This window comes from Streptomyces stelliscabiei, from assembly GCF_014873495.1.
Lineage (GTDB): Bacteria > Actinomycetota > Actinomycetes > Streptomycetales > Streptomycetaceae > Streptomyces > Streptomyces bottropensis.
This window is the reverse complement of record NZ_JADBGF010000001.1, coordinates 2,903,458-2,922,568: the sequence shown is the minus strand read 5'-3', so window position 1 is coordinate 2,922,568 and position 19,111 is coordinate 2,903,458. Positions and strand designations below refer to the sequence as shown.

General features: G+C 70.8%; 17 protein-coding genes and 1 riboswitch. Of the genes, 13 read left to right on the top strand and 4 right to left on the bottom strand.

Annotated features, from left to right (window positions below; translation table 11 throughout):
* Positions 1-7: 7 nt before the first annotated feature.
* Entirely contained in the window at positions 8-409 is a 402-nt protein-coding gene (locus H4687_RS12830) for a response regulator (protein ID WP_046914514.1), read from the bottom strand.
* A 164-nt stretch (positions 410-573) separates the two neighbouring features.
* Here H4687_RS12830 and ctaE point away from each other — a divergent pair, with 164 nt between their 5' ends.
* The 6 genes from ctaE to H4687_RS12800 all read left to right on the top strand — a co-directional run bounded on the left by ctaE (position 574) and on the right by H4687_RS12800 (position 7,810).
* The gene (gene ctaE, locus H4687_RS12825) at positions 574-1,194 is read left to right on the top strand and encodes an aa3-type cytochrome oxidase subunit III (protein ID WP_037727920.1); all 621 of its coding nucleotides are present in this window, start codon (positions 574-576) and stop codon (positions 1,192-1,194) included.
* A gap of 98 nt (positions 1,195-1,292) precedes the next feature.
* Complete coding sequence (gene qcrC, locus H4687_RS12820; protein ID WP_046914515.1) at positions 1,293-2,102, top strand: cytochrome bc1 complex diheme cytochrome c subunit; 810 nt, start codon at positions 1,293-1,295, stop codon at positions 2,100-2,102.
* Positions 2,099-3,154: a cytochrome bc1 complex Rieske iron-sulfur subunit gene (qcrA, locus tag H4687_RS12815; protein WP_046914516.1), complete on the top strand. Its 1,056-nt coding sequence runs from the start codon at positions 2,099-2,101 to the stop codon at positions 3,152-3,154. The genes qcrC and qcrA overlap by 4 nt, the downstream gene beginning before the upstream one ends.
* Positions 3,151-4,791, top strand: coding sequence for a cytochrome bc1 complex cytochrome b subunit (gene qcrB, locus H4687_RS12810; protein ID WP_046914517.1), 1,641 nt, complete (start codon positions 3,151-3,153; stop codon positions 4,789-4,791). Before qcrA ends, qcrB begins: the two co-directional genes overlap by 4 nt.
* A 156-nt stretch (positions 4,792-4,947) precedes the next feature.
* Entirely contained in the window at positions 4,948-6,012 is a 1,065-nt protein-coding gene (gene trpD, locus H4687_RS12805) for an anthranilate phosphoribosyltransferase (RefSeq protein ID WP_046914518.1), read from the top strand.
* Positions 6,013-6,212: 200 nt separating this feature from the next.
* Positions 6,213-6,328, top strand: a riboswitch (SAM riboswitch).
* A 120-nt stretch (positions 6,329-6,448) separates the two neighbouring features.
* Positions 6,449-7,810 carry an aminotransferase class V-fold PLP-dependent enzyme gene (locus H4687_RS12800; protein ID WP_046914519.1) on the top strand — a complete coding sequence of 454 codons (1,362 nt, stop codon included), beginning with the start codon at positions 6,449-6,451 and terminating at the stop codon, positions 7,808-7,810.
* A 37-nt stretch (positions 7,811-7,847) separates the two neighbouring features.
* Here the strand turns inward: H4687_RS12800 and H4687_RS12795 are convergent, their stop codons facing one another.
* Both H4687_RS12795 and H4687_RS12790 read right to left on the bottom strand, forming a co-directional pair.
* Positions 7,848-8,129: an Lrp/AsnC family transcriptional regulator gene (locus H4687_RS12795; RefSeq protein WP_005478309.1), complete on the bottom strand. Its 282-nt coding sequence runs from the start codon at positions 8,127-8,129 to the stop codon at positions 7,848-7,850.
* On the bottom strand, positions 8,126-8,881 hold the full coding sequence (locus tag H4687_RS12790; protein ID WP_046914520.1) for a rhomboid family intramembrane serine protease: 756 nt from the start codon (positions 8,879-8,881) through the stop codon (positions 8,126-8,128). Before H4687_RS12790 ends, H4687_RS12795 begins: the two co-directional genes overlap by 4 nt.
* Before the next feature lie 198 nt (positions 8,882-9,079).
* Here H4687_RS12790 and H4687_RS12785 point away from each other — a divergent pair, with 198 nt between their 5' ends.
* The 5 genes from H4687_RS12785 to H4687_RS12765 all read left to right on the top strand — a co-directional run bounded on the left by H4687_RS12785 (position 9,080) and on the right by H4687_RS12765 (position 14,646).
* Positions 9,080-9,319: a hypothetical protein gene (locus tag H4687_RS12785; RefSeq protein WP_005478302.1), complete on the top strand. Its 240-nt coding sequence runs from the start codon at positions 9,080-9,082 to the stop codon at positions 9,317-9,319.
* 34 nt (positions 9,320-9,353) lie between these two features.
* The gene (locus tag H4687_RS12780) at positions 9,354-10,697 is read left to right on the top strand and encodes an NYN domain-containing protein (protein WP_046914521.1); all 1,344 of its coding nucleotides are present in this window, start codon (positions 9,354-9,356) and stop codon (positions 10,695-10,697) included.
* A gap of 259 nt (positions 10,698-10,956) precedes the next feature.
* Complete coding sequence (locus H4687_RS12775) at positions 10,957-11,991, top strand: C40 family peptidase (RefSeq protein WP_046914522.1); 1,035 nt, start codon at positions 10,957-10,959, stop codon at positions 11,989-11,991.
* A gap of 308 nt (positions 11,992-12,299) precedes the next feature.
* Complete coding sequence (locus tag H4687_RS12770; protein ID WP_046914523.1) at positions 12,300-13,331, top strand: C40 family peptidase; 1,032 nt, start codon at positions 12,300-12,302, stop codon at positions 13,329-13,331.
* Positions 13,332-13,431: 100 nt separating this feature from the next.
* Complete coding sequence (locus H4687_RS12765; protein ID WP_050399106.1) at positions 13,432-14,646, top strand: hypothetical protein; 1,215 nt, start codon at positions 13,432-13,434, stop codon at positions 14,644-14,646.
* Positions 14,647-14,765: 119 nt separating this feature from the next.
* Here H4687_RS12765 and H4687_RS12760 read toward each other — a convergent pair whose 3' ends face one another.
* The gene (locus H4687_RS12760) at positions 14,766-15,992 is read right to left on the bottom strand and encodes a glycosyltransferase 87 family protein (RefSeq protein ID WP_050399157.1); all 1,227 of its coding nucleotides are present in this window, start codon (positions 15,990-15,992) and stop codon (positions 14,766-14,768) included.
* A 191-nt stretch (positions 15,993-16,183) separates the two neighbouring features.
* Here H4687_RS12760 and H4687_RS12755 point away from each other — a divergent pair, with 191 nt between their 5' ends.
* Both H4687_RS12755 and H4687_RS12750 read left to right on the top strand, forming a co-directional pair.
* Positions 16,184-17,326, top strand: coding sequence for a glycosyltransferase family 4 protein (locus H4687_RS12755; protein ID WP_046913781.1), 1,143 nt, complete (start codon positions 16,184-16,186; stop codon positions 17,324-17,326).
* Between the two features lie 141 nt (positions 17,327-17,467).
* A complete protein-coding gene (locus H4687_RS12750) occupies positions 17,468-19,105 on the top strand; it encodes a GMC oxidoreductase (RefSeq protein WP_451682028.1) in 1,638 nt (545 codons plus the stop codon).
* Positions 19,106-19,111 lie beyond the last annotated feature (6 nt).

Here is a 19,111-nt window from a genome sequence, read left to right as displayed (position 1 = left end):
GGGCGGGCTAGGCGCTCAGCGCCTGCTTCCGGCGCAGCAGCGACGCCAGTGCCGAGGCGAACTCCACCGGCTCCACCGGCAGCGTCACCGCCGCGTCGGCCCGGCTCCAGGTCGCCAGCCACGCGTCCTGCGGCCGCGCGATCAGCACCAGCGCGGGCGGGCACTCGAAGATCTCGTCCTTGATCTGCCGGCACACGCCCATGCCCCCCATGGGCACGGCCTCGCCGTCCAGGACGACGACGTCGATCCCGCCCTTGTCCAGCTCCTTGATGACGGCGGCCGGGGTGGCGCACTCCAAGAACTCGACCTGCGGCACGTCGGCAGCCGGTCGCCGGCCGGTGGCCAGCCGCACCTGCTCCCGGGTGCCCGAGTCGTCGCTGTAGACCAGCACCGTGGCGGTCGGCTGCATTGTTCCTCCGTTACGCAGTGGTCGGACGTCGTACGGACAACAAGACGGACAGGGCCCGATGCGCGGATGCTACTCCCTCGAACACCACGTCAGCACCGGTACGGAAGGGAGCAACACTCCGAACGGCACCCCCCGGAGTGAGGGCGGGATAAGCGACCGACATAATGTCGGTCGTGGCGACAGCAACGACAGTAGAAACCGGGCACGCGCACCCGTCGGTCAACCGGCCGAACCTCACCAGCGTCGGAACCATCATCTGGTTGAGTTCCGAGTTGATGTTCTTCGCGGCCCTCTTCGCGATGTACTTCACCCTGCGATCGGTGACCGGTCCGGAGTTCTGGCACGAGAAGGCCAGCACTCTGAACTTCCCGTTCTCGGCGACGAACACCACGATCCTGGTGCTCTCCTCCCTCACCTGCCAGCTCGGTGTGTTCGCCGCCGAGCGCGGGGACGTGAAGAAGCTCCGGATGTGGTTCATCGTCACGTTCGTGATGGGTGCGATCTTCATCGGCGGTCAGGTCTTCGAGTACACCGAGCTGGTCAAGCACGAGGGCCTGTCGCTCTCGTCCGACCCGTACGGCTCGGTGTTCTACCTGACCACCGGCTTCCACGGCCTGCACGTGACGGGCGGTCTCATCGCCTTCCTGCTGGTCCTCGGACGCACCTACGCGGCCAAGAGGTTCACCCACGAGCAGGCCACCGCGGCCATCGTCGTGTCCTACTACTGGCACTTCGTCGATGTCGTCTGGATCGGCCTCTTCGCCACGATCTACATGATCAAGTAGACCGGGCGGCCGGGCCGGGCGGACCGAACGCCTGCCTCGAACCGAGAACGACCCTTCCAGAAGCACCGACGCAGAAGATCCTGACACCGGGGTAATCCGTGAAAAAGCTCTCCGCACGACGACGCCATCCGCTGGCGGCGGTCGTCGTCCTATTCATCGCGTTGGCGGCCTGCGCGGGGCTGTACACCGCCTTCGCCCCCGCGGACAAGGCGCAGGCCGACGAAACCGCCCAGACCCTGACCATCGAGGAGGGCAAGAAGCTCTACTCGGTCGGGTGCGCCAGCTGCCACGGCAACGGTGGTGAGGGCACCACCGACGGTCCTTCCCTGGTGGGTGTGGGCGCGGCGGCAGTCGACTTCCAGGTCGGCACCGGCCGTATGCCGGCCCAGCAGCCGGGCGCGCAGATCCCGAAGAAGCCGGTCGTGTACTCGCAGGCCGAGATCGACCAGCTCGCGGCGTACATCTCGTCGCTGGGCGCCGGTCCGGAGATCCCGACCGAGAGCGCGTACGACCCCGAGGGCGCGGACATCGCCGAGGGCGGCGAACTGTTCCGCACCAACTGCACGCAGTGCCACAACTTCACCGGCAAGGGTGGTGCGCTGTCCGAGGGCAAGTACGCGCCGGACCTTGAGGGTGTCTCCCCGAAGCACATCTACGAGGCCATGCAGACGGGCCCGCAGAACATGCCGTCCTTCCCCGACACCACGCTGACGGAAGAAAACAAGAAGGACATCATCGCGTACCTCGACGCGGTCAACGGCGACGAAACCGTGGAGCCCGGTGGCCTCAGCCTCGGCGGACTCGGCCCGGTCAGCGAAGGCCTCTTCGGCTGGGTGTTCGGGCTCGGCCTGCTGATCGCCGTCGCCGTCTGGGTCGCCGCTCGGACCGCAAAGGCCAAGAAGTCATGAGTAGCCAAGAGATTCCAGAAGAGAACCTGCCCATCGAGCAGGACGCGCACGGCGCGGTGCAGGTCGCGGACGAGAAGCACCCCTTCTCGGACCCCGGCCTCCCGCCCCACGAGCACCGGGTCCAGGACATCGACGAGCGGGCCGCGAAGCGGTCCGAGCGGACGGTCGCCCTGATGTTCACGGTGTCGATGCTGGCCACCGTCGCCTTCATCGCCTCGTACCTCGTGATCGACGTACACAAGTCGATCTACGTCTGGCCGATCGGTCACATCAGCGCGCTGAACTTCGCGCTGGGCATGACGCTGGGCGTCTCGCTGTTCTGCATCGGCGCGGGCGCGGTCCACTGGGCCCGCACGCTGATGTCGGACGTGGAGGTCGCCGACGAGCGTCACCCGATCGAGGCGGCGCCCGAGGTCAAGGCCAAGGTCCTGGCGGACTTCGCGGACGGTGCCAAGGAGTCCGCGCTCGGCCGTCGCAAGCTGATCCGCAACACGATGTTCGGCGCGCTGGCCCTGTTCCCGCTCTCCGGTGTGATGCTGCTGGGCGGCCTCGGTCCGGCGCCCGGCACCAAGCTGCGGCACACCACCTGGGCCAAGGGCAAGAAGCTCCTCAACATGAACACCAACGAGCCGCTGCGTCCCTCCGACGTCGCGGTGGGGTCGCTGACCTTCGCCATGCCGGACGGCCTGAGCGAGCACGACCACGACTTCCAGAAGAACATCGCCAAGGACGCCCTGATGATCGTCCGGATCCAGCCGGACGACATCAAGGACAAGCGCGAGCTGGAGTGGTCCCACGAGGGCATCGTGGCGTTCTCGAAGATCTGCACCCACGTGGGCTGCCCGATCTCCCTGTACGAGCAGCAGACGCACCACGTGCTCTGCCCCTGCCACCAGTCCACCTTCGACCTCGCCGACGGCGGACGGGTCATCTTCGGCCCCGCGGGTCACGCCCTTCCGCAGCTGAGGATCACCGTCGGTGAAGACGGCTACCTCGAAGCGGTCAGCGACTTCGATGAGCCCGTCGGTCCTGCCTTCTGGGAGCGCGGATGAGCACTACGACCACCACCGGTTCGCGCGACAGGCGCGAGAAGGCACCGGCCGGCGAGCGCGTCGCCGACTGGGCCGACGGCCGGCTCGGGATCTACTCCCTGGCCAAGTCCAACATGCGCAAGATCTTCCCCGACCACTGGTCGTTCATGCTGGGTGAGATCTGCCTGTACAGCTTCATCATCATCATCCTCACGGGTGTGTACCTGACGTTGTTCTTCCACCCGTCGATGAACGAGGTGGAGTACCACGGCCCGTACGTCCCGCTGCAGGGCCAGCTGATGTCCGAGGCGTTCAACTCGACCATGCACATCTCGTTCGAGGTGCGCGGTGGTCTGCTGATCCGGCAGATCCACCACTGGGCGGCGCTGATCTTCCTCGCCGGCATGTTCGTGCACATGATGCGCGTGTTCTTCACGGGCGCGTTCCGCAAGCCGCGTGAGGTCAACTGGCTGTTCGGCTTCCTGCTGTTCGTCCTCGGCATGTTCACCGGTTTCACCGGTTACTCGCTCCCGGACGACCTGCTCTCCGGCACCGGTGTCCGCTTCATGGAGGGCGCGGTCCTGTCCGTGCCGATCGTCGGCACGTACCTGTCGTTCTTCCTCTTCGGCGGAGAGTTCCCGGGCGGCGACTTCGTGGCCCGCTTCTACTCGGTCCACATCCTGCTGCTGCCGGGCATCATGCTCGGCCTGCTGGTGGCGCACCTGATCCTGGTCTTCTACCACAAGCACACGCAGTTCGCGGGCCCCGGCAAGACGAACAACAACGTCGTCGGCATGCCGCTGCTCCCGGTGTACATGGCGAAGGCCGGAGGCTTCTTCTTCCTGGTCTTCGGCGTCATCGCGGTCATCTCGGCGATCGCCACGATCAACCCGATCTGGACCATGGGCCCCTACCGGCCGGACCAGGTGTCCACCGGCGCCCAGCCCGACTGGTACATGGGCTTCTCCGAGGGCCTGATCCGTGTCATGCCGGGCTGGGAGATCAACTTCTGGGGCCACACGCTCGTCCTGGGCGTGTTCATCCCGCTGGTGATCTTCCCGCTGGTCCTCGTCGCGATCGCGGTCTACCCGTTCATCGAGTCCTGGGTCACCGGCGACAAGCGCGAGCACCACATCCTGGACCGCCCGCGCAACGTCCCGACCCGTACGGCCTTCGGTGTCGCGTGGATCACCTGGTACATGGTCCTGCTGATCGGTGGTGGAAACGACCTCTGGGCGACCCACTTCCACCTGTCGATCAACTCGATCACCTGGTTCGTCCGGATCGCGTTCTTCGTGGCCCCGGTGATCGCCTTCGTCGTCACCAAGCGCATCTGCCTCGGCCTGCAGCGCCGGGACAAGGACAAGGTGCTGCACGGTCGGGAGACCGGCATCATCAAGCGTCTGCCGCACGGTGAGTTCATCGAGGTCCACGAGCCGCTCAGCCAGGAGCAGCTGCACACGCTCACGGCGCACGAGCAGTACGCGCCGGCCGAGATCGGTGCCGCGGTCGACGAGAACGGTGTCGCCCGCAAGATCACGCGCCTGTCGAAGCTCCGGGCCAAGCTGAGCAAGGGCTACTACGGCGAGGACAGCCAGATCGCCAAGCCCACCGTCGAGGAGTACAAGGAGATCACGAGCGGCCACGGCCACCACTGATCGTCCCGCTTCGCCACACCACGGTCGAAGGGCCCCCGTCCGATCTTCGGACGGGGGCCCTTCGCCGTGCTCCGACCTGGATAGGGTGGGCGCATCAGTGATTTCACGATCCGTGCGGCCCCTTCCTGCCCACGGTGACGACACCCAGGAGCGGCTATGAGCGCTGTGACCCCCGCTGGAGGCGACACCGCGGCGGGCCGTTCCTGGCCGGCGGTACTGAACGCGCTGCTGTCCGGGCACGACCAGGACGCCGGTGCCACCTTCTGGGCGATGGACCAGATCATGCGCGGCGAGGCGACGGACGCGCAGATCGCCGGGTTCGTGGTGGCGCTGCGGGCCAAGGGGGAGACCGTCGACGAGATCACCGGTCTCGTCGACGCGCTCTACGAGCACGCCAACGTGATCGAGGTGGCCGGGGAGACGGTCGACATCGTCGGCACGGGCGGGGACGGCGCCAAGACGGTCAACATCTCCACGATGTCGTCGATCGTCGTCGCCGGCACGGGCGCGAAGGTCGTCAAGCACGGCAACCGGGCCGCGTCGTCGGCGTCCGGCGCGTCCGACGTGCTGGAGAAGCTGGGCGTCAATCTGGAGCTGACGCCGAAGCGGGTGGCCGAGGTCGCCGACGAGGCCGGGATCACCTTCTGCTTCGCGGTGAAGTTCCATCCGGCGCTGCGTCATGTGGCCGCCGCGCGGGGCCAGTTGGGCATCCGGACGGTCTTCAACGCGCTCGGCCCGCTGGCCAACCCCGCGAAGGTGCGCGCCCAGGCCGTCGGTGTCGCAGACCCCCGGATGGCCCCCATCATGGCGGGCGTCTTCGCCGGGCGCGGCAACTCCTCGCTGGTCTTCCGGGGCGACGACGGTCTCGACGAACTGACGACGACGGCGACGTCACGGGTGTGGGTCGTCCGGGACGGCAAGGTCACCGATGAGGCCTTCGACCCGCGCGACGTGGGGCTGGAGCTGGTGCCCGTGGAGGCGCTGCGGGGGGCCGACGCGTCGTACAACGCGGATGTCGCGCGGCGGTTGCTCGGCGGCGAGACGGGGCCGGTGCGGGATGCGGTGCTGCTGAACTCGGCGGCTGCGTTGGTGGCGTTGGAGCCGACGTCGGCCTCGCTGGCGGAGCAGCTGCGCGGTGGGATGGAACGGGCCGCGGAGTCGATCGACTCCGGCGCGGCGCGGCAGGCTCTCGAACGGTGGGTCGCGGCCACCAACCGGTAGCCCTTCGGGCGCGGGTCCGGTGGGGCGGGGGGAAACGCACGGGGCGCAGCCCCTGCTTTTCAGGAGTGCGGGGAACTGCGCGAGAAGCCCCACAGGACCCGCACCCGCCGGCGAAACCCGCGCCCCCGACCCCTCAGGCCCTATCCGCCATCCGGACACGAGTTGCGGCGCGACGATCACCTCGCGTACGTTCTGATTCAGGTCATGAGTGACAGCCCATAGCCCCGGCTGGCTGTCCGGCAACCCTCCTTCCGTGGCGGGGTGCCCCGGGTGAAGACCGGGCCGTAGGCAGCGAGGTCTACGGCAAGCGCGGCTTCGAGGGAGTTCTTCCGTGAGCAAGCGAATGCGATAGGGCCGCCGAGCCCCGCCTCCGCGCACCCTTCTCTCTCTTTCCTCCGCATGCCTCGCTTCGGCATGCCCCTCACGGGAGTTCGCCATGTCTGTCTCCACCCTTGCCGCCGACCAGTCCGTTTGTGCCCCGCTGCCCGTTCTGGGACGGGATGTCACCGTCCCGCTCGTCACCGGTGGCGAGGTCACCTACGCCGCCCTCGACTACGCCGCCAGCGCCCCGGCCCTGCAGCGCGTCTGGGACGACGTGGCGGCGTACGCGCCGTACTACGGGAGCGTGCACCGGGGCGCCGGGTACCTCTCCCAGCTGTCGACGGACCTCTTCGAGAACGCCCGGAAGACCGTCGCCGATTTCCTCGACTGCCGGGCCGACGACCAGCTGATCTTCACCCGCTCGACGACGGACTCCCTGAACCTCCTGGCCGAGGCCCTGCCCACCGACTGCCAGGTCTTCGTCTTCGAGACCGAGCACCACGCCTCGCTGCTGCCCTGGCGGGACGCGCGGGTGACGTACCTGGACGCGCCCCGGACGCCGGAGCAGGCCGTCGCCGCCCTGGAGACGGCCCTCGCGGCACGCGACCCGTACGGGCCGGCTCTGGTGTGCGTCACCGGTGCCTCGAACGTCACCGGGGAGATCTGGCCGGTGCGCGAACTGGCCGCCGCCGCGCACGCGCACGGCGCGCGGATCGTGCTCGACGCCGCCCAGCTGGCGCCCCACCACCCCGTCTCCGTGCAGGAGCTGGACGTGGACTGGGTCGCCTTCTCGGGGCACAAGCTGTACGCGCCGTTCGGGTCCGGCGTGCTCGCCGGGCGCGCCGACTGGCTGCGTGCGGCCGACCCGTATCTCGCGGGCGGCGGCGCCAGCCGCAAGGTGACCCGGCGGACGGACGGCGGCGTGGACGTCGAGTGGCACGAGAGCGCCGCCCGCCACGAGGCCGGCTCGCCCAACGTCATCGGCGTCTACTCCATCGCCTCCGCCTGCAAGGCCCTCACCGAGGCCGGGTTCGACACGCTGGTCGCCCGGGAGCGGTATCTGATCGACGCCGTACGGGCCGGGCTCGCCGAGGTGCCCGAGGTGCGGACCCTCTCCCTCTTCGGGGACGACGCACCGCGCGTCGGCGTCCTCTCCTTCGTCGTCGAGGGCTGGAACAGCTCCCACTTCGCGGCCGCCCTCTCCGCCGAGTACGGCATCGGCGTACGCGACGGCCTCTTCTGCGCCCACCCCCTCGTCCGCACCCTCCTCGGCAGCGACCCGCAGAACCAGGGCGAGTGCGGCGCGCCCGAGGCGGCGCCCGGCGAGCGCTCCCTCAACGCGATCCGGGTGAGCTTCGGCGCGGGCACTCCCGACGAGCACGTGGAGCGGTTCCTGGGAGCGGTCAAGGAACTGGTACGGGACGGCGCGCGGTGGAACTACCGCACGGAGGACGGCCGTTGCGTCCCGGCGGTCTGACCGCCACCGCCGGCGCGTCCGACCGCGCGAGAGGCCGCTAGCCGTCCAGCCCGATGGCGAAGGCCGCCTCCAGGTCGTGCTGGGAGTAGGCGCGGAAGGCGACGTGGGTGTCCGTGCCGAGGACGCCCGGGATCTTGCTGATACGGCCGGGGATCACGTCCGCGAGGTCCTCGTGCTCCTTCACCCGGACCATGGCGACCAGGTCGTACGTGCCGGTCACGGAGAACACCTCGGTCACCGAGTCGATCGCGGCGATCGACTCCGCGATCTCCGGGATCCGGTCCACGCTGGTCTTGATGAGCACGATCGCGGTGATCACGGCTGTTTCTCTCCCTCGGGGGCCGGAGCAGGGACGTGTCCTGACGCGTCCGCTGGCGGTTTCACTCTAGCCCCACGCCCGAAACGCCCCCACGCGACGACGAACCCCAGTCCGAACCCGACCAGGTGCGCCAGATAGGCGACGCCCGGCCCCGCGGTCTGCCGCCCCGCCGCCAGCCACTGCAGACTCACCCAGAACGGCAGGGTCACCCATGCCGGGAAACGCAGCGGGAGGAAGAAGAGGAAGGGCAGGAGGCTCGTCACCCGCGCCCGCGGGAACAGGTACAGGAACGCGCCGAGGACCGCGGAGATCGCCCCGGAGGCGCCGACCAGGGACTGCGGCGACCCGGAGTGCGCCGCCGCGTACGCCACCAGCGCGAGGTAGCCGCAGCTCACGTAGAACAGGGCGAACGCCACCCGGCCCATGCGTTCCTCGGCCATCGCGCCGAAGACGAAGAGGAAGAGCATGTTGCCGAGCAGGTGCAGCCAGCTGCCGTGGACGAAGAGCGCGGTGAGGGGGGTCAGTGCCGCGCGCGGGGTGCCGTCGAAGAGTTCGACGGGGACGACGCCCCAGCGGTGGAAGTACGCGCGCTGCGCGGCGAGCAGATCGTCCCCGGTGCCGTACGCGGGGTTGAGGCCCGCAGCCGGTCCGATCAGGAAAATCGCACAGCAGGCGGCGATCAGCCCGTAGGTGACGGGCGCCGACTCGTTCCGTACGGCCCGGGCGGCCGGGGCGATCCACTTGCCGATCATGCGCAGAGCATGACGTAACGGGACCCACTCGCACAGACCGCCTCGCCGCCCCCGCGGATCGCCCGCGCCGTCGGAGCCGATCGGCGCCGCCGCCGTGGGCGAACGGGCGTCCGGTACCGGTCAGGCCGTAGGGTTACGAGCCACAAGCACCGGGACGTCGGCGCTTCACGGAGACTGGAAGAAGGAAGAGCAGCCACGATGACGGTTCCCCTGCCGACGGACACGACCCGCTGGCGCTGCACGCTCTGTGGCAATCTCACGCGGTTCGACGTGACCCGCTCGTCGAAGGTCGTCGAGTACGTGCACCTCGACCTCGCCGGGCAGCCCAAGGTCGAGGAGCGCGAGGTGGTCAGTGAGACCATCGAGTCGGTGCGCTGCCGCTGGTGCAACGCAGTGGACCAGGTGGAACTCGTGGACAGGCCGGGCGCCGACTCCTGAGGGAGCCGGTCCCGCACGGACAGTGGGGTGACGGATGGTGGAGACCGCAGGCGGGGGGCCGGGCGACGGCGCCGCCGAGGTGCTCGACCGCCCGCTGCCCGAAGGCGTGCGCAAACGGGTCGTGCAGATCGTCTCGGACGGTTTCGGCGGCCTGACGGTCGCCGAACTGCCCGCACAGCTCAGGCAGTACGCCCGGTTCACCCCGACCCGCCGGGTGAAGTTCGCCGGGAACGCCATGGCGGCCGCCGTGGAGAGCGACACGCTGTTCAGGCAGCGGATCGGGGAGCGGTTCCGGGAGACCCACCCGGAGCTGTCCGGCGCCCTCGACACGGGCACGCCGCCGCCGGCCGCGGACCCGCTGGACGTGGCGGCCGCGGCCTACGTGCTGCGCCCCACGGGCTGGGTCAAGCTGGTCGCCGCCGCCGGCGAGGAGGCCCTGCGGGCGGACGCCGAGCGGGCCGACGAGGAGAGCCGTGCCGAGCTGGAGCGGCTGCGCGAGCAGCTCGCCGAGGCCCGCGGTCACACGAAGTCCGAGACGGAGCGGTTGCGCACGGAGCTGGAGGCGGCCAAGAAGGAGGCCGACTCGATGCACCGCAAGCTCCGGGCCGCCCTCAGCGACGTCAAGCGGGGCGAGGCCGCCCTGCGCAAGCTGCACGCCGAGATGGAGACCGTACGCGCCGAGGGCCACGCCCAGGTGTCCGCCGCCGAGAGCGAGAGCCGGCGGCTCAAGGCCCGGCTCGGCGAGGCGGAGACCGCCCTGGAGGCCGCCCGGCGGGCCGCCCGCGAGGGCCGCAGCGTCGAGGACATGCGGGTACGGCTGCTGCTGGACACCGTGCTGGAGGCCGCCCAGGGGCTGCGCCGCGAGCTGGCGCTGCCGCCGGTCTCCGTACGGCCCGCCGAGACCGTCGACGCGGTCGAGCCGGGGCGGATGACCCCGAAGGACATCGCCGCCCGCGCGCTGTCGGAGAACGACCCGGCGATCCTGAACCAGTTGCTGGCGCTGCCGCAGGCGCATCTCGTCGTCGACGGCTACAACGTGACCAAGACCGGCTATCCCCAGATGCCGCTGGAGAAGCAGCGCCTCAGACTCCTCGGACAGCTCTCCCAGCTCGCCGCGCAGACCGGCGCCGAGGTCACCTGCGTCTTCGACGGGGCCGAGCTGGCCGCGCCGGTGCTGCTCGCGCCGCCGCGCGGGGTGCGGGTGCTGTTCTCCAAGCCGGGCGTCACCGCCGACGAGTTGATCCGCCAGCTGGTGCGTGCCGAGCCGCCCGGCCGGCCGGTCATCGTCGCCTCCACCGACCGGGAGGTCGCCGACGGGATCGCGAAGGCGGGTGCCCGCCCGGTGGCGTCCGCGGTGCTCCTCAAGCGGCTTACCTGAGCGTTCGGCACCGTCCGTCCCAACAGCAACAAACAGGCTCTATGCCCGAATTGACCGAAACGTTGCGCGACGTAGCGTCAACCGAGCATTACCGCATGTGCGTTGAGTGTAAATTGTGCGCCCTGGGACGGGATTTTTCCTGTGGGGGATTTGAAGTGATCACCGTTGGGTCACTAGGGTCTGGGCTCAAACCTCTGAACGGGTGATCGTCGCCGGAGTCCCCGCCGGCCGGTCGCTCACATGAAGGAGTTCACCTACCGTGGCGTCCCACCGTCGACTCAAGCAGCCGAGCCGTGCGCGCGTGACCGTGCTCACCACCGCCGCCGCCGCTGCCGTGGCCCTGAGTGCGCAGGCCGCCAACGCCGCGCCCGCGGAGAAGCCGAGCAAGGACGAGGTCAAGACCAAGGTCCACAAGCTCTACGAGGACGCCGGGCGGGCCACCGACAAGCTCAACGGGGCCGAGGAGAAGCAGGAGAAGCTCGAAAAAGAGATCTCCACGATCCAGGACAACGTCGCCAAGGGTCAGGAGGAGCTCAACGAGCTGCGTGAGGGCATAGGCCTGGCGGCCAGCGCCCAGTACCGCTCGGGCGGCATCGACTCCTCGATCCAGCTCTTCCTCTCCGCCGACCCGGACGACTACCTGGACAAGGCCGCCACGCTCGACCAGCTGACCAGCCAGCAGGTCGAGGCGCTGAAGAAGATCCAGGACAAGCAGCGCACGCTCGCGCAGCAGCGCCAGGAGGCCACGGAGAAGCTGGAGGACCTCGCGGACACCCGCGAGACCCTGGCCAAGAAGAAGAAGGAAGTCCAGAGCAAGCTGGCCGCCGCGCAGAAGCTCCTCAACTCCCTGACGGCCGAGGAGAAGGCCGATCTGGACGAGCAGGAGACCCGCGCCAGCCGCGACGCCGGGGAGCGCGTCGAGCTCGGCGACGAGGCGCCCGCCTCCAGCTGGGGCGCCGCGGCCCTCGCCGCCGCCGACACCCAGCTAGGCAAGCCCTACGTCTCCGGCGGCAGCGGCCCGAACTCCTACGACTGCTCCGGGCTGACCCAGTGGGCCTACGCCCAGGCCGGTGTATCGATCACCCGGACCACGTACACGCAGCAGAACGACGGCACGAAGATCGGCCGCGACCAGCTCATGCCGGGCGACCTGGTCTTCTTCAACAACCTCGGCCACGTCGGCCTCTACGCGGGCAACGGCATGGTCATCCACGCCCCGTACCCGGGCAAGGTCGTCCGCTACGAGTCGATGAGCACCATCGGTTCCTTCCAGTTCGGTGTCCGCGTCGCCTGACGCCCTCCCGCCCGATCAGGGCCGATCGTCACAGAACGTGACGGTCGGCCCTGTTTTTGTTCAAGATCAGGACACGGGGCCGCCCGAACGGGCGAATTCCCGTACCTCTTGCTGACCCCTTTCCCCGCTGGTGACCTGGGCCCCAGCCCGGACGTCACGCTGTGTGGCCGCCGAGGTCTTTGGCTGGGACACGGTCGCGCGGCTACTGTCGGCCGCGTTTCCCTCACCCGCCGTGAGCGCGTCCCCTCCGGGTCGCCGTCCGGCCCGGGGGAGGGCCCTGTCCGTCGTCGAAGGGAGTGCGGCTTCCCGTGGTGTCCCACAGTCGCCTTGTACCGTCCGGGTTCGACCGGGGCGCGGCCGCCGCCCTCGGTGTGCTGTCCGCCGCTGCCGCCGCCCTCGGCGCCATCCCCGTCCAGCAGGCCGCCGCCGCGCCGCACGACACCACCCGGGCCGAGGTGGACCGGCTGTACGAGGAGGCCGAGCGGGCCACCGAGGCGTACAACAAGGCCGACGAGCGCGCCGACGAGCTGCGCGACCAGGTCGGCACCGCGCAGGACTCCATCGCCCGGCAGCAGGACCGCGTCAACGTCATGCGGGAGTCGCTGGGTTCGCTCGCCGGAGCCCAGTACCGCTCCGGCGCCCTCGACCCGTCGATCGCGCTGCTGTTCTCCGACGACCCCGACGACTACCTCGACACGGCCGCCGCCCTGGACCGCATCAGTGTCCACCAGGCGGGCGAACTCCACGACCTGCGGCAGTCCCTGCGCGAACTGTCCCAGGACCGTGCGGAGGCCCGCGGCAAGCTCACGGAGCTGGAGAAGAGCCGCAAGGCCGTCGCCCGGCACAAGCGGGTCGTCGAGGGGAAGCTCGCGGCGGCCCGCCGGCTGCTCAACTCCCTCCCGGACGAGGAGCGTGCCGAGTACGACCGCGCCTCCCGCTCCACCGGCCCCGGCCGCACCGGCATGCCGGACCCCTCCGGCGCCGTCGCCCCGAACGGCCGCGCGGCCGCCGCCGTCGCCGCCGCCCGCTCCGCCCTCGGCAAGCCGTACGTGTGGGGCGCCACCGGCCCGCACGGCTTCGACTGCTCGGGTCTCATGGTCTGGTCGTACGGACAGGCCGGCGTCGGGCTGCCGCGCACCTCGCAGGCCCAGCGGTACGCGGGCACCCAGGTCCCTCTCTCCCAGGCGCAGCCCGGCGACATCGTCACCTACCGGTCCGACGCCAGCCATGTCGGCATGTACGTCGGCAACGGCCAGGTCATCCACGCCCCCTACCCGGGCGCCCCGGTCCGCCACGACCCCGTCGGCATGATGCCGATCGCCTCGGTCACCCGTCCCTGACCGCCCGCCGGGCCCCGGCCGCCCCGCAGGCCGGCGACCGGGGCCCCGTACGATCGGGAACGTGGCTGGTCGAAGGCGCACGACGCGTGCGGGGTCCGGGGTGCTCCCGGGCCGCGGAGGTGTTCTCCCGGCGGCCGCGCTCGCCCTGGCCCTCCTCGCCGGCTGCGGTGGGCCGACGGCGCCCGACACCGCCCGCTCCGAGGTGCTGCGGATGCTCGGCCGACGGGCCACGGCGGTCCTGGAACGGGACGGGGCGGCCTACCGCGCGACCGAGGCGGCGGCCCCCTCCTCCGGCCAACTGGCCACCGGGGAGGCCGAGTTCACCAACCTCCGCAGCCTGCCGCTGGCCTCCTGGTCGTACGACCTCACCGCCTTCCACCGCTCCGGCGACCGGGCCACGGCCGAGGCCGCCCTCCGCTACCGGATACGCGGCTACGACCGGGCGCCCGTCACCGCCGTACGGACGCTGTCCCTCGTCCGGGACGACGAGGGGGTGTGGCGGGTCGCCGCCGACGAGCCCTCGAAGGAGGGCACCGAACAGCTGTGGGAGCAGGGGCGGATACGGGCCGTGCGCGGGGCGCGGAGTCTGGTGCTGGGGGTCGGAGGGTCGGCGGCGGACCTGCGGGCGTACGCGGCGCTGGCGGACCGGGCCGTGCCCGCCGTCACCGAGGCGTGGGGCGAGGACTGGGCGCGGCGGGTCGTGGTGGTCGTCCCCGAGTCGCTGGAGGAGATGGCGGGACTGCTGGGGGCGCCCGCCTCCGGGTACCGGGGGATCGCGGCGGTCACCACCGGGGAGGCGGGGGGTTCGGCGAGGGCGCCGGCGGACCGGATCGTCGTCAACCCCGACGCGTACGCGCTGCTCGGTGACCTCGGCAAGCAGGTCGTCCTCACCCACGAGACGACCCACGTGGCCACCCGCGTCCACACCGACACCTCCACGCCCCTGTGGCTCTCCGAGGGCTACGCGGACTGGGTCGGCTACCGCACGGTCGGCCGTACGGCGTCCGAGGTGGCCCCCGAGCTCGCGCGCGCCGTCGCGGAGGGCCGGGCCCCGAGCGCCCTGCCCGCCGATGCCGACTTCGGCTTCTCCGGCGACTCCGGCGGGCTCGCGCGGGCCTACGAGAGCGGGTGGCTGGCCTGCCGCATGATCGCCGACCACTGGGGCGAGGGCCGTCTCGACGCGTTCTACCGGGCGGTGGGCGCGCACGGCGGGCGCGGCGGGGCGGTGGAGGGGGCGCTGGAGGAGGTGCTGGGGACGACGGTCGAGGACTTCACGGCGAAGTGGCGGGAGTACGTACGGGCCCAGCTGCGCTGAGGCCTGGGTGCGGGGGTTGGTTCGTCGGCTGCGGGTCGGTGGGGCTTCTCGCGCAGTTCCCCGCGCCCCTGGAAGGCCGGGGCTGCGCCCCGTGCCCGCTTCCCGCCGGGCCGTCGCCTTCAGGAGCCCAGGGGTTCCTGCGTGCGGGAGGGCGGGTCCGGCAGGGGGCCCGGGGCGGGTCGGGGAACCGTGTCCTGCCACAGTGCGTACGCGGCGAGGAGGCCCGCGACGACGAGCAGGCCGTTGCGGACGAACAGGAGGGTCACGCCCAGCCAGTCGCTGGCGACGACGTGGGCGAACCAGATCGGGAACTCCAGGACGGTCACGAAGGACGCCACCAGGACCATGACCGCGGGCCCGCCCATACGGCTCGCCCGGAAGCAGAGGCACACCGCGGCGAGACCGACCAGCCACACCATGTACTGCGGGCTGATCACCCGGCTCGTGGCCGTGAACATCAGCACCGCCACGAACGCCGCGTCCGCGAGCGTGTGCGCCGCGAACCGCCGGGCCCGCACCCGCCACAGCAGCAGCCAGGCGAACGCCACCCCGCTGAGCAGCAGGGCCGCGTCGCTGACCGTGTCGACGTGGGCGCCGAGGAACTCCACGGAGCCGTAGTTGAGCAGCACCTCGCCGTCCCAGCCGAAGTGCCGGGCCACATGCAGGACGAGGGCGCCCAGCGACTCCACCTCGGTACCCCGCTCGCGCTGGAACGTCAGGAAGGCGAAGGCACCGGGCATGGAGAGGGCGAAGAGGCCGGCCACCACGAGACCGGTACCCGCCGCCCACGCCCAGGCGGCGCGTCCACGGACGCCCAGGAGCAGCAGCGCCGGCCAGACCTTCAGCAGGGCCGCGAAGGCCGTCAGCGCCCCCATCGCGCGCGGATGGCGGCTGCCCGCGAGCAGGGCCGCCACCGCCACCGCCGTCACCATCACGTCGTAGCGGGCGTACGCGGTCGGGCCGAGCAGCGGAAGGCCGGCCACCCACACCCGGGCGCCGCGCCCGGACCCGCCGGGGCGGGCGCCCCCGTACAGGAGCAGCGCGAGCACCACCAGGTCGGCGAGGAACGCGAGGACGAAGAACGCCGACGCGTAGTCCAGGAAGGGCAGCAGCGCGGGGGAGAGGATCGCGAGGGCGGCGGCGGGCGGGTACTGCCAGGTGACGTCGTCCAGGGGATACGTCCCGGTGCGCAGGGTCTCGTACCACCCCCGGTAGATCACCGAGACGTCCCCGGTGACGTCGGGGCCCGGGAAGACGTACACCTTGAAGACGAACAGCAACAGCACGAGCCGGGTCGCGCCCCAGAGCGTGAGCAGCCCGAACGGGAGCCGGTGAGAGCCCGTCATGTCCTTCTGCGTCACGTGAGTCCCTGTCCGTCCGCGCCGCGTTCAGCGCCGCCTTCCGCGTCTGTGAGGGACATGATCCCCCGCCGGACTGTGAAGCGGCCGTGAAGCGTGACCGGGCCGGGCGGTGGCCGGGGCGGTGCGGCTGTGCCTGGGGACAGCCGGCCGGAAGCGGTTCGGTAGGGTCGGCGGCGATGCACAAGACCCTGATCGTGACCAACGACTTCCCGCCCCGGCCCGGCGGCATCCAGGCGTTTCTGCACAACATGGCGCTGCGGCTGGACCCCGAGCGGATCGTCGTCTACGCCTCGACCTGGAAGCGGAGCCAGGAGGGCGTCCGGGCGACGGCCGACTTCGACGCCGAGCAACCCTTCACCGTCGTACGCGACCGGACGACCATGCTGCTGCCGACGCCCGCCGTCACCCGCCGCGCGGTCGCACTGCTGCGGGAACACGGCTGCACGTCGGTGTGGTTCGGCGCGGCGGCCCCGCTCGGCCTGATGGCCCCGGCGCTGCGCCGGGCGGGCGCGGAGCGGCTGGTGGCCACCACGCACGGCCACGAGGCGGGCTGGGCCCAGCTGCCCGGCGCCCGGCAGCTGCTGCGGCGGATCGGCGAGGGCACGGACACGATCACCTACCTGGGCGAGTACACCCGCTCCCGGATCGCCACGGCCCTCACCCCCGACGCGGCCGGGCGGATGGTCCAGCTGCCGCCCGGTGTCGACGAGAAGACCTTCCACCCGGGCTCCGGCGGCGCGGAGGTCCGGGCCCGGCTCGGGCTCACCGACCGCCCCGTCGTCGTCTGTGTCTCCCGGCTGGTGCCGCGCAAGGGGCAGGACACGCTGATCCGGGCGATGCCGGGCATCCTGGCGAAGGAGCCGGACGCCGTGCTGCTGATCGTCGGCGGCGGGCCGTACGAGAAGGAGCTGCGCGGGCTCGCCCGCGAGACCGGGGTCGCGGGGTCCGTCCGCTTCACCGGCGCCGTGCCCTGGGCCGAGCTGCCCGCCCACTACGGGGCCGGCGACGTCTTCGCCATGCCGTGCCGCACCCGCCGGGGCGGTCTGGACGTGGAGGGACTCGGGATCGTCTACCTGGAGGCCTCCGCGACCGGTCTGCCGGTGGTGGCGGGCGACTCGGGCGGCGCCCCCGACGCCGTGCTCGACGGCGAGACCGGCTGGGTCGTACGGGGCGGCTCCCCGACGGACACCGCCGAGCGCGTCGTCACCCTCCTCGGCGACCCGGAGCTTCGGGCCCGTATGGGACAGCGGGGACGGGAGTGGGTGGAGGAGAAATGGCGCTGGGACCTCTTGGCGGAAACTTTGAAAACCCTGCTGTAGGCCCGTGACGGCACGGGCAACCGCGCGACCAGCCACAGGACGACCGGAACTCGTCTTTCAAGAGCACCCGGCGCCCCGGTAACGGCCGCCGGTAGGACGCGGCCTCTAGTCGGAGTCCGATAATCCGCACATGCTGCGCACATGACAGCAAAACTGATGCAGCGTCAGCTGACGAGACGTCACATACTGGGTATGGCCGCGCTCCAGACCGCGGCCACCCTCGGCCTCACCCGTATCGGCCTCCAGTCCGCCCGCGCGGCCGAGCCCGACGCGGTCGACAACGCCCCCGCGATCGTCATCGGCTCCGGCTACGGCGCCGCCGTGGCCGCCCTCCGCCTCGGCCAGGCCGGCATCCGCACCCTTGTCCTGGAGATGGGCCGGGCCTGGACCACCCCCGGCGCCGACGGCAAGATCTTCTGTTCGACCAGGGAACCGGACGAGCGGTCCATGTGGTTCAAGACCCGGACCGAGGCCCCGCTCGCCACCTTCCTCTGGCTGGACGTCGTCAACCAGGACATCAGCAGCTACCCGGGCGTCCTGGACCGCGTCCGCTACGCCAACATGTCGGTCTTCCTGGGCCGGGGGGTCGGCGGCGGTTCCCTGGTCAACGGCAGCATGGCCGTCACCCCGCTCCAGTCCTACTTCGCCGAACAGTTCCCGACCGTCGACACCGCCGAGATGTACTCCACGTACTTCCCGCGCGCCCGCTCCATGCTCGGCGTCAACACCATCGACCCCGCGTGGTTCGAGTCCACGGAGTGGTACCGCTTCAGCCGGGTCTCCCGGGCCCACGCCGAGAAGGCGGGGCTGAGGACCACCTTCGTGCCGAGCGTCTACGACTTCGGCCACATGCAGCGCGAGGCCGCCGGCACCGCCCCGAAGTCGGCCCTCGCCGGAGAGGTCATCTACGGCAACAACCACGGAAAGAAGAGCCTCGACAAGACCTACCTCGCCGCCGCCCTCGGCACCGGCAACGTCACCATCCACACCATGGAACGGGCCCGGGGCATCCGCCGGCTGGGCGACGGGACGTACGTCGTCACCGTCGACCGGATCGACGGCACGGGCGCGGTCGTCGAGACCAAGGAGTACGGCTGCACCTATCTGTTCCTCGGCGCGGGCAGCGTCGGCACCACCGAACTCCTCGTCCGTGCCCGGGCGAAGGGGACCCTCCCCGCGCTCCACGCCAGTGTCGGCGCCGGCTGGGGCTCGAACGGCAACGTCATGCTCGGCCGGGCCAACCACCTGTGGGACACGGTCGGCGCGAACCAGTCGACCATGCCGGTCATGGGCATCGACGACTGGGCCAACACCGCCAACCCCGTCTTCGCCGAGATCGCCCCGCTGCCCACCGGCCTCGAACACTGGGTCAGCCTCTACCTCGCCCTCACCAAGAACCCGGAGCGCGCCTCCTTCACCTACGACGCCGCGAGCGACTCGGCGAAGCTCGGCTGGAGCGCCGCCCAGAGCGCGGTCTCCTCGTCCATGGCCAAGAAACTCTTCGACCGGATCAACTCCGCCAACTCCACGATGTACCGCTACGACCTGTTCGGCTCGTCCAACAAGGTGTTCGCCGACGACTTCACGTACCACCCGCTGGGCGGCTGCGTGCTCGGCAGGGCGACCGACGACTACGGAAGGGTGAAGGGGTATTCGAAGCTCTACATCACCGACGGCTCGCTGGTGCCCGGCTCGATCGGGGTGAACCCGTTCGTCACGATCACCGCGCTCGCCGAACGCACGATGGCGCGGGTCCTCGTGGAGGACACCGCGCCATAGCCTCGT

What these genes read in the sequence shown, in the direction of transcription:
- H4687_RS12830 (WP_046914514.1), bottom strand. Translation starts at nt 409, where the DNA reads ATGCAGCCGACCGCCACGGTGCTGGTCTACAGCGACGACTCGGGCACC.
- ctaE (WP_037727920.1), top strand. Translation starts at nt 574, where the DNA reads ATGTCGGTCGTGGCGACAGCAACGACAGTAGAAACCGGGCACGCGCAC.
- qcrA (WP_046914516.1), top strand. Translation starts at nt 2,099, where the DNA reads ATGAGTAGCCAAGAGATTCCAGAAGAGAACCTGCCCATCGAGCAGGAC.
- qcrB (WP_046914517.1), top strand. Translation starts at nt 3,151, where the DNA reads ATGAGCACTACGACCACCACCGGTTCGCGCGACAGGCGCGAGAAGGCA.
- trpD (WP_046914518.1), top strand. Translation starts at nt 4,948, where the DNA reads ATGAGCGCTGTGACCCCCGCTGGAGGCGACACCGCGGCGGGCCGTTCC.
- H4687_RS12800 (WP_046914519.1), top strand. Translation starts at nt 6,449, where the DNA reads ATGTCTGTCTCCACCCTTGCCGCCGACCAGTCCGTTTGTGCCCCGCTG.
- H4687_RS12790 (WP_046914520.1), bottom strand. Translation starts at nt 8,881, where the DNA reads ATGATCGGCAAGTGGATCGCCCCGGCCGCCCGGGCCGTACGGAACGAG.
- H4687_RS12785 (WP_005478302.1), top strand. Translation starts at nt 9,080, where the DNA reads ATGACGGTTCCCCTGCCGACGGACACGACCCGCTGGCGCTGCACGCTC.
- H4687_RS12780 (WP_046914521.1), top strand. Translation starts at nt 9,354, where the DNA reads ATGGTGGAGACCGCAGGCGGGGGGCCGGGCGACGGCGCCGCCGAGGTG.
- H4687_RS12760 (WP_050399157.1), bottom strand. Translation starts at nt 15,992, where the DNA reads ATGACGGGCTCTCACCGGCTCCCGTTCGGGCTGCTCACGCTCTGGGGC.
- H4687_RS12755 (WP_046913781.1), top strand. Translation starts at nt 16,184, where the DNA reads ATGCACAAGACCCTGATCGTGACCAACGACTTCCCGCCCCGGCCCGGC.
- H4687_RS12750 (WP_451682028.1), top strand. Translation starts at nt 17,468, where the DNA reads ATGACAGCAAAACTGATGCAGCGTCAGCTGACGAGACGTCACATACTG.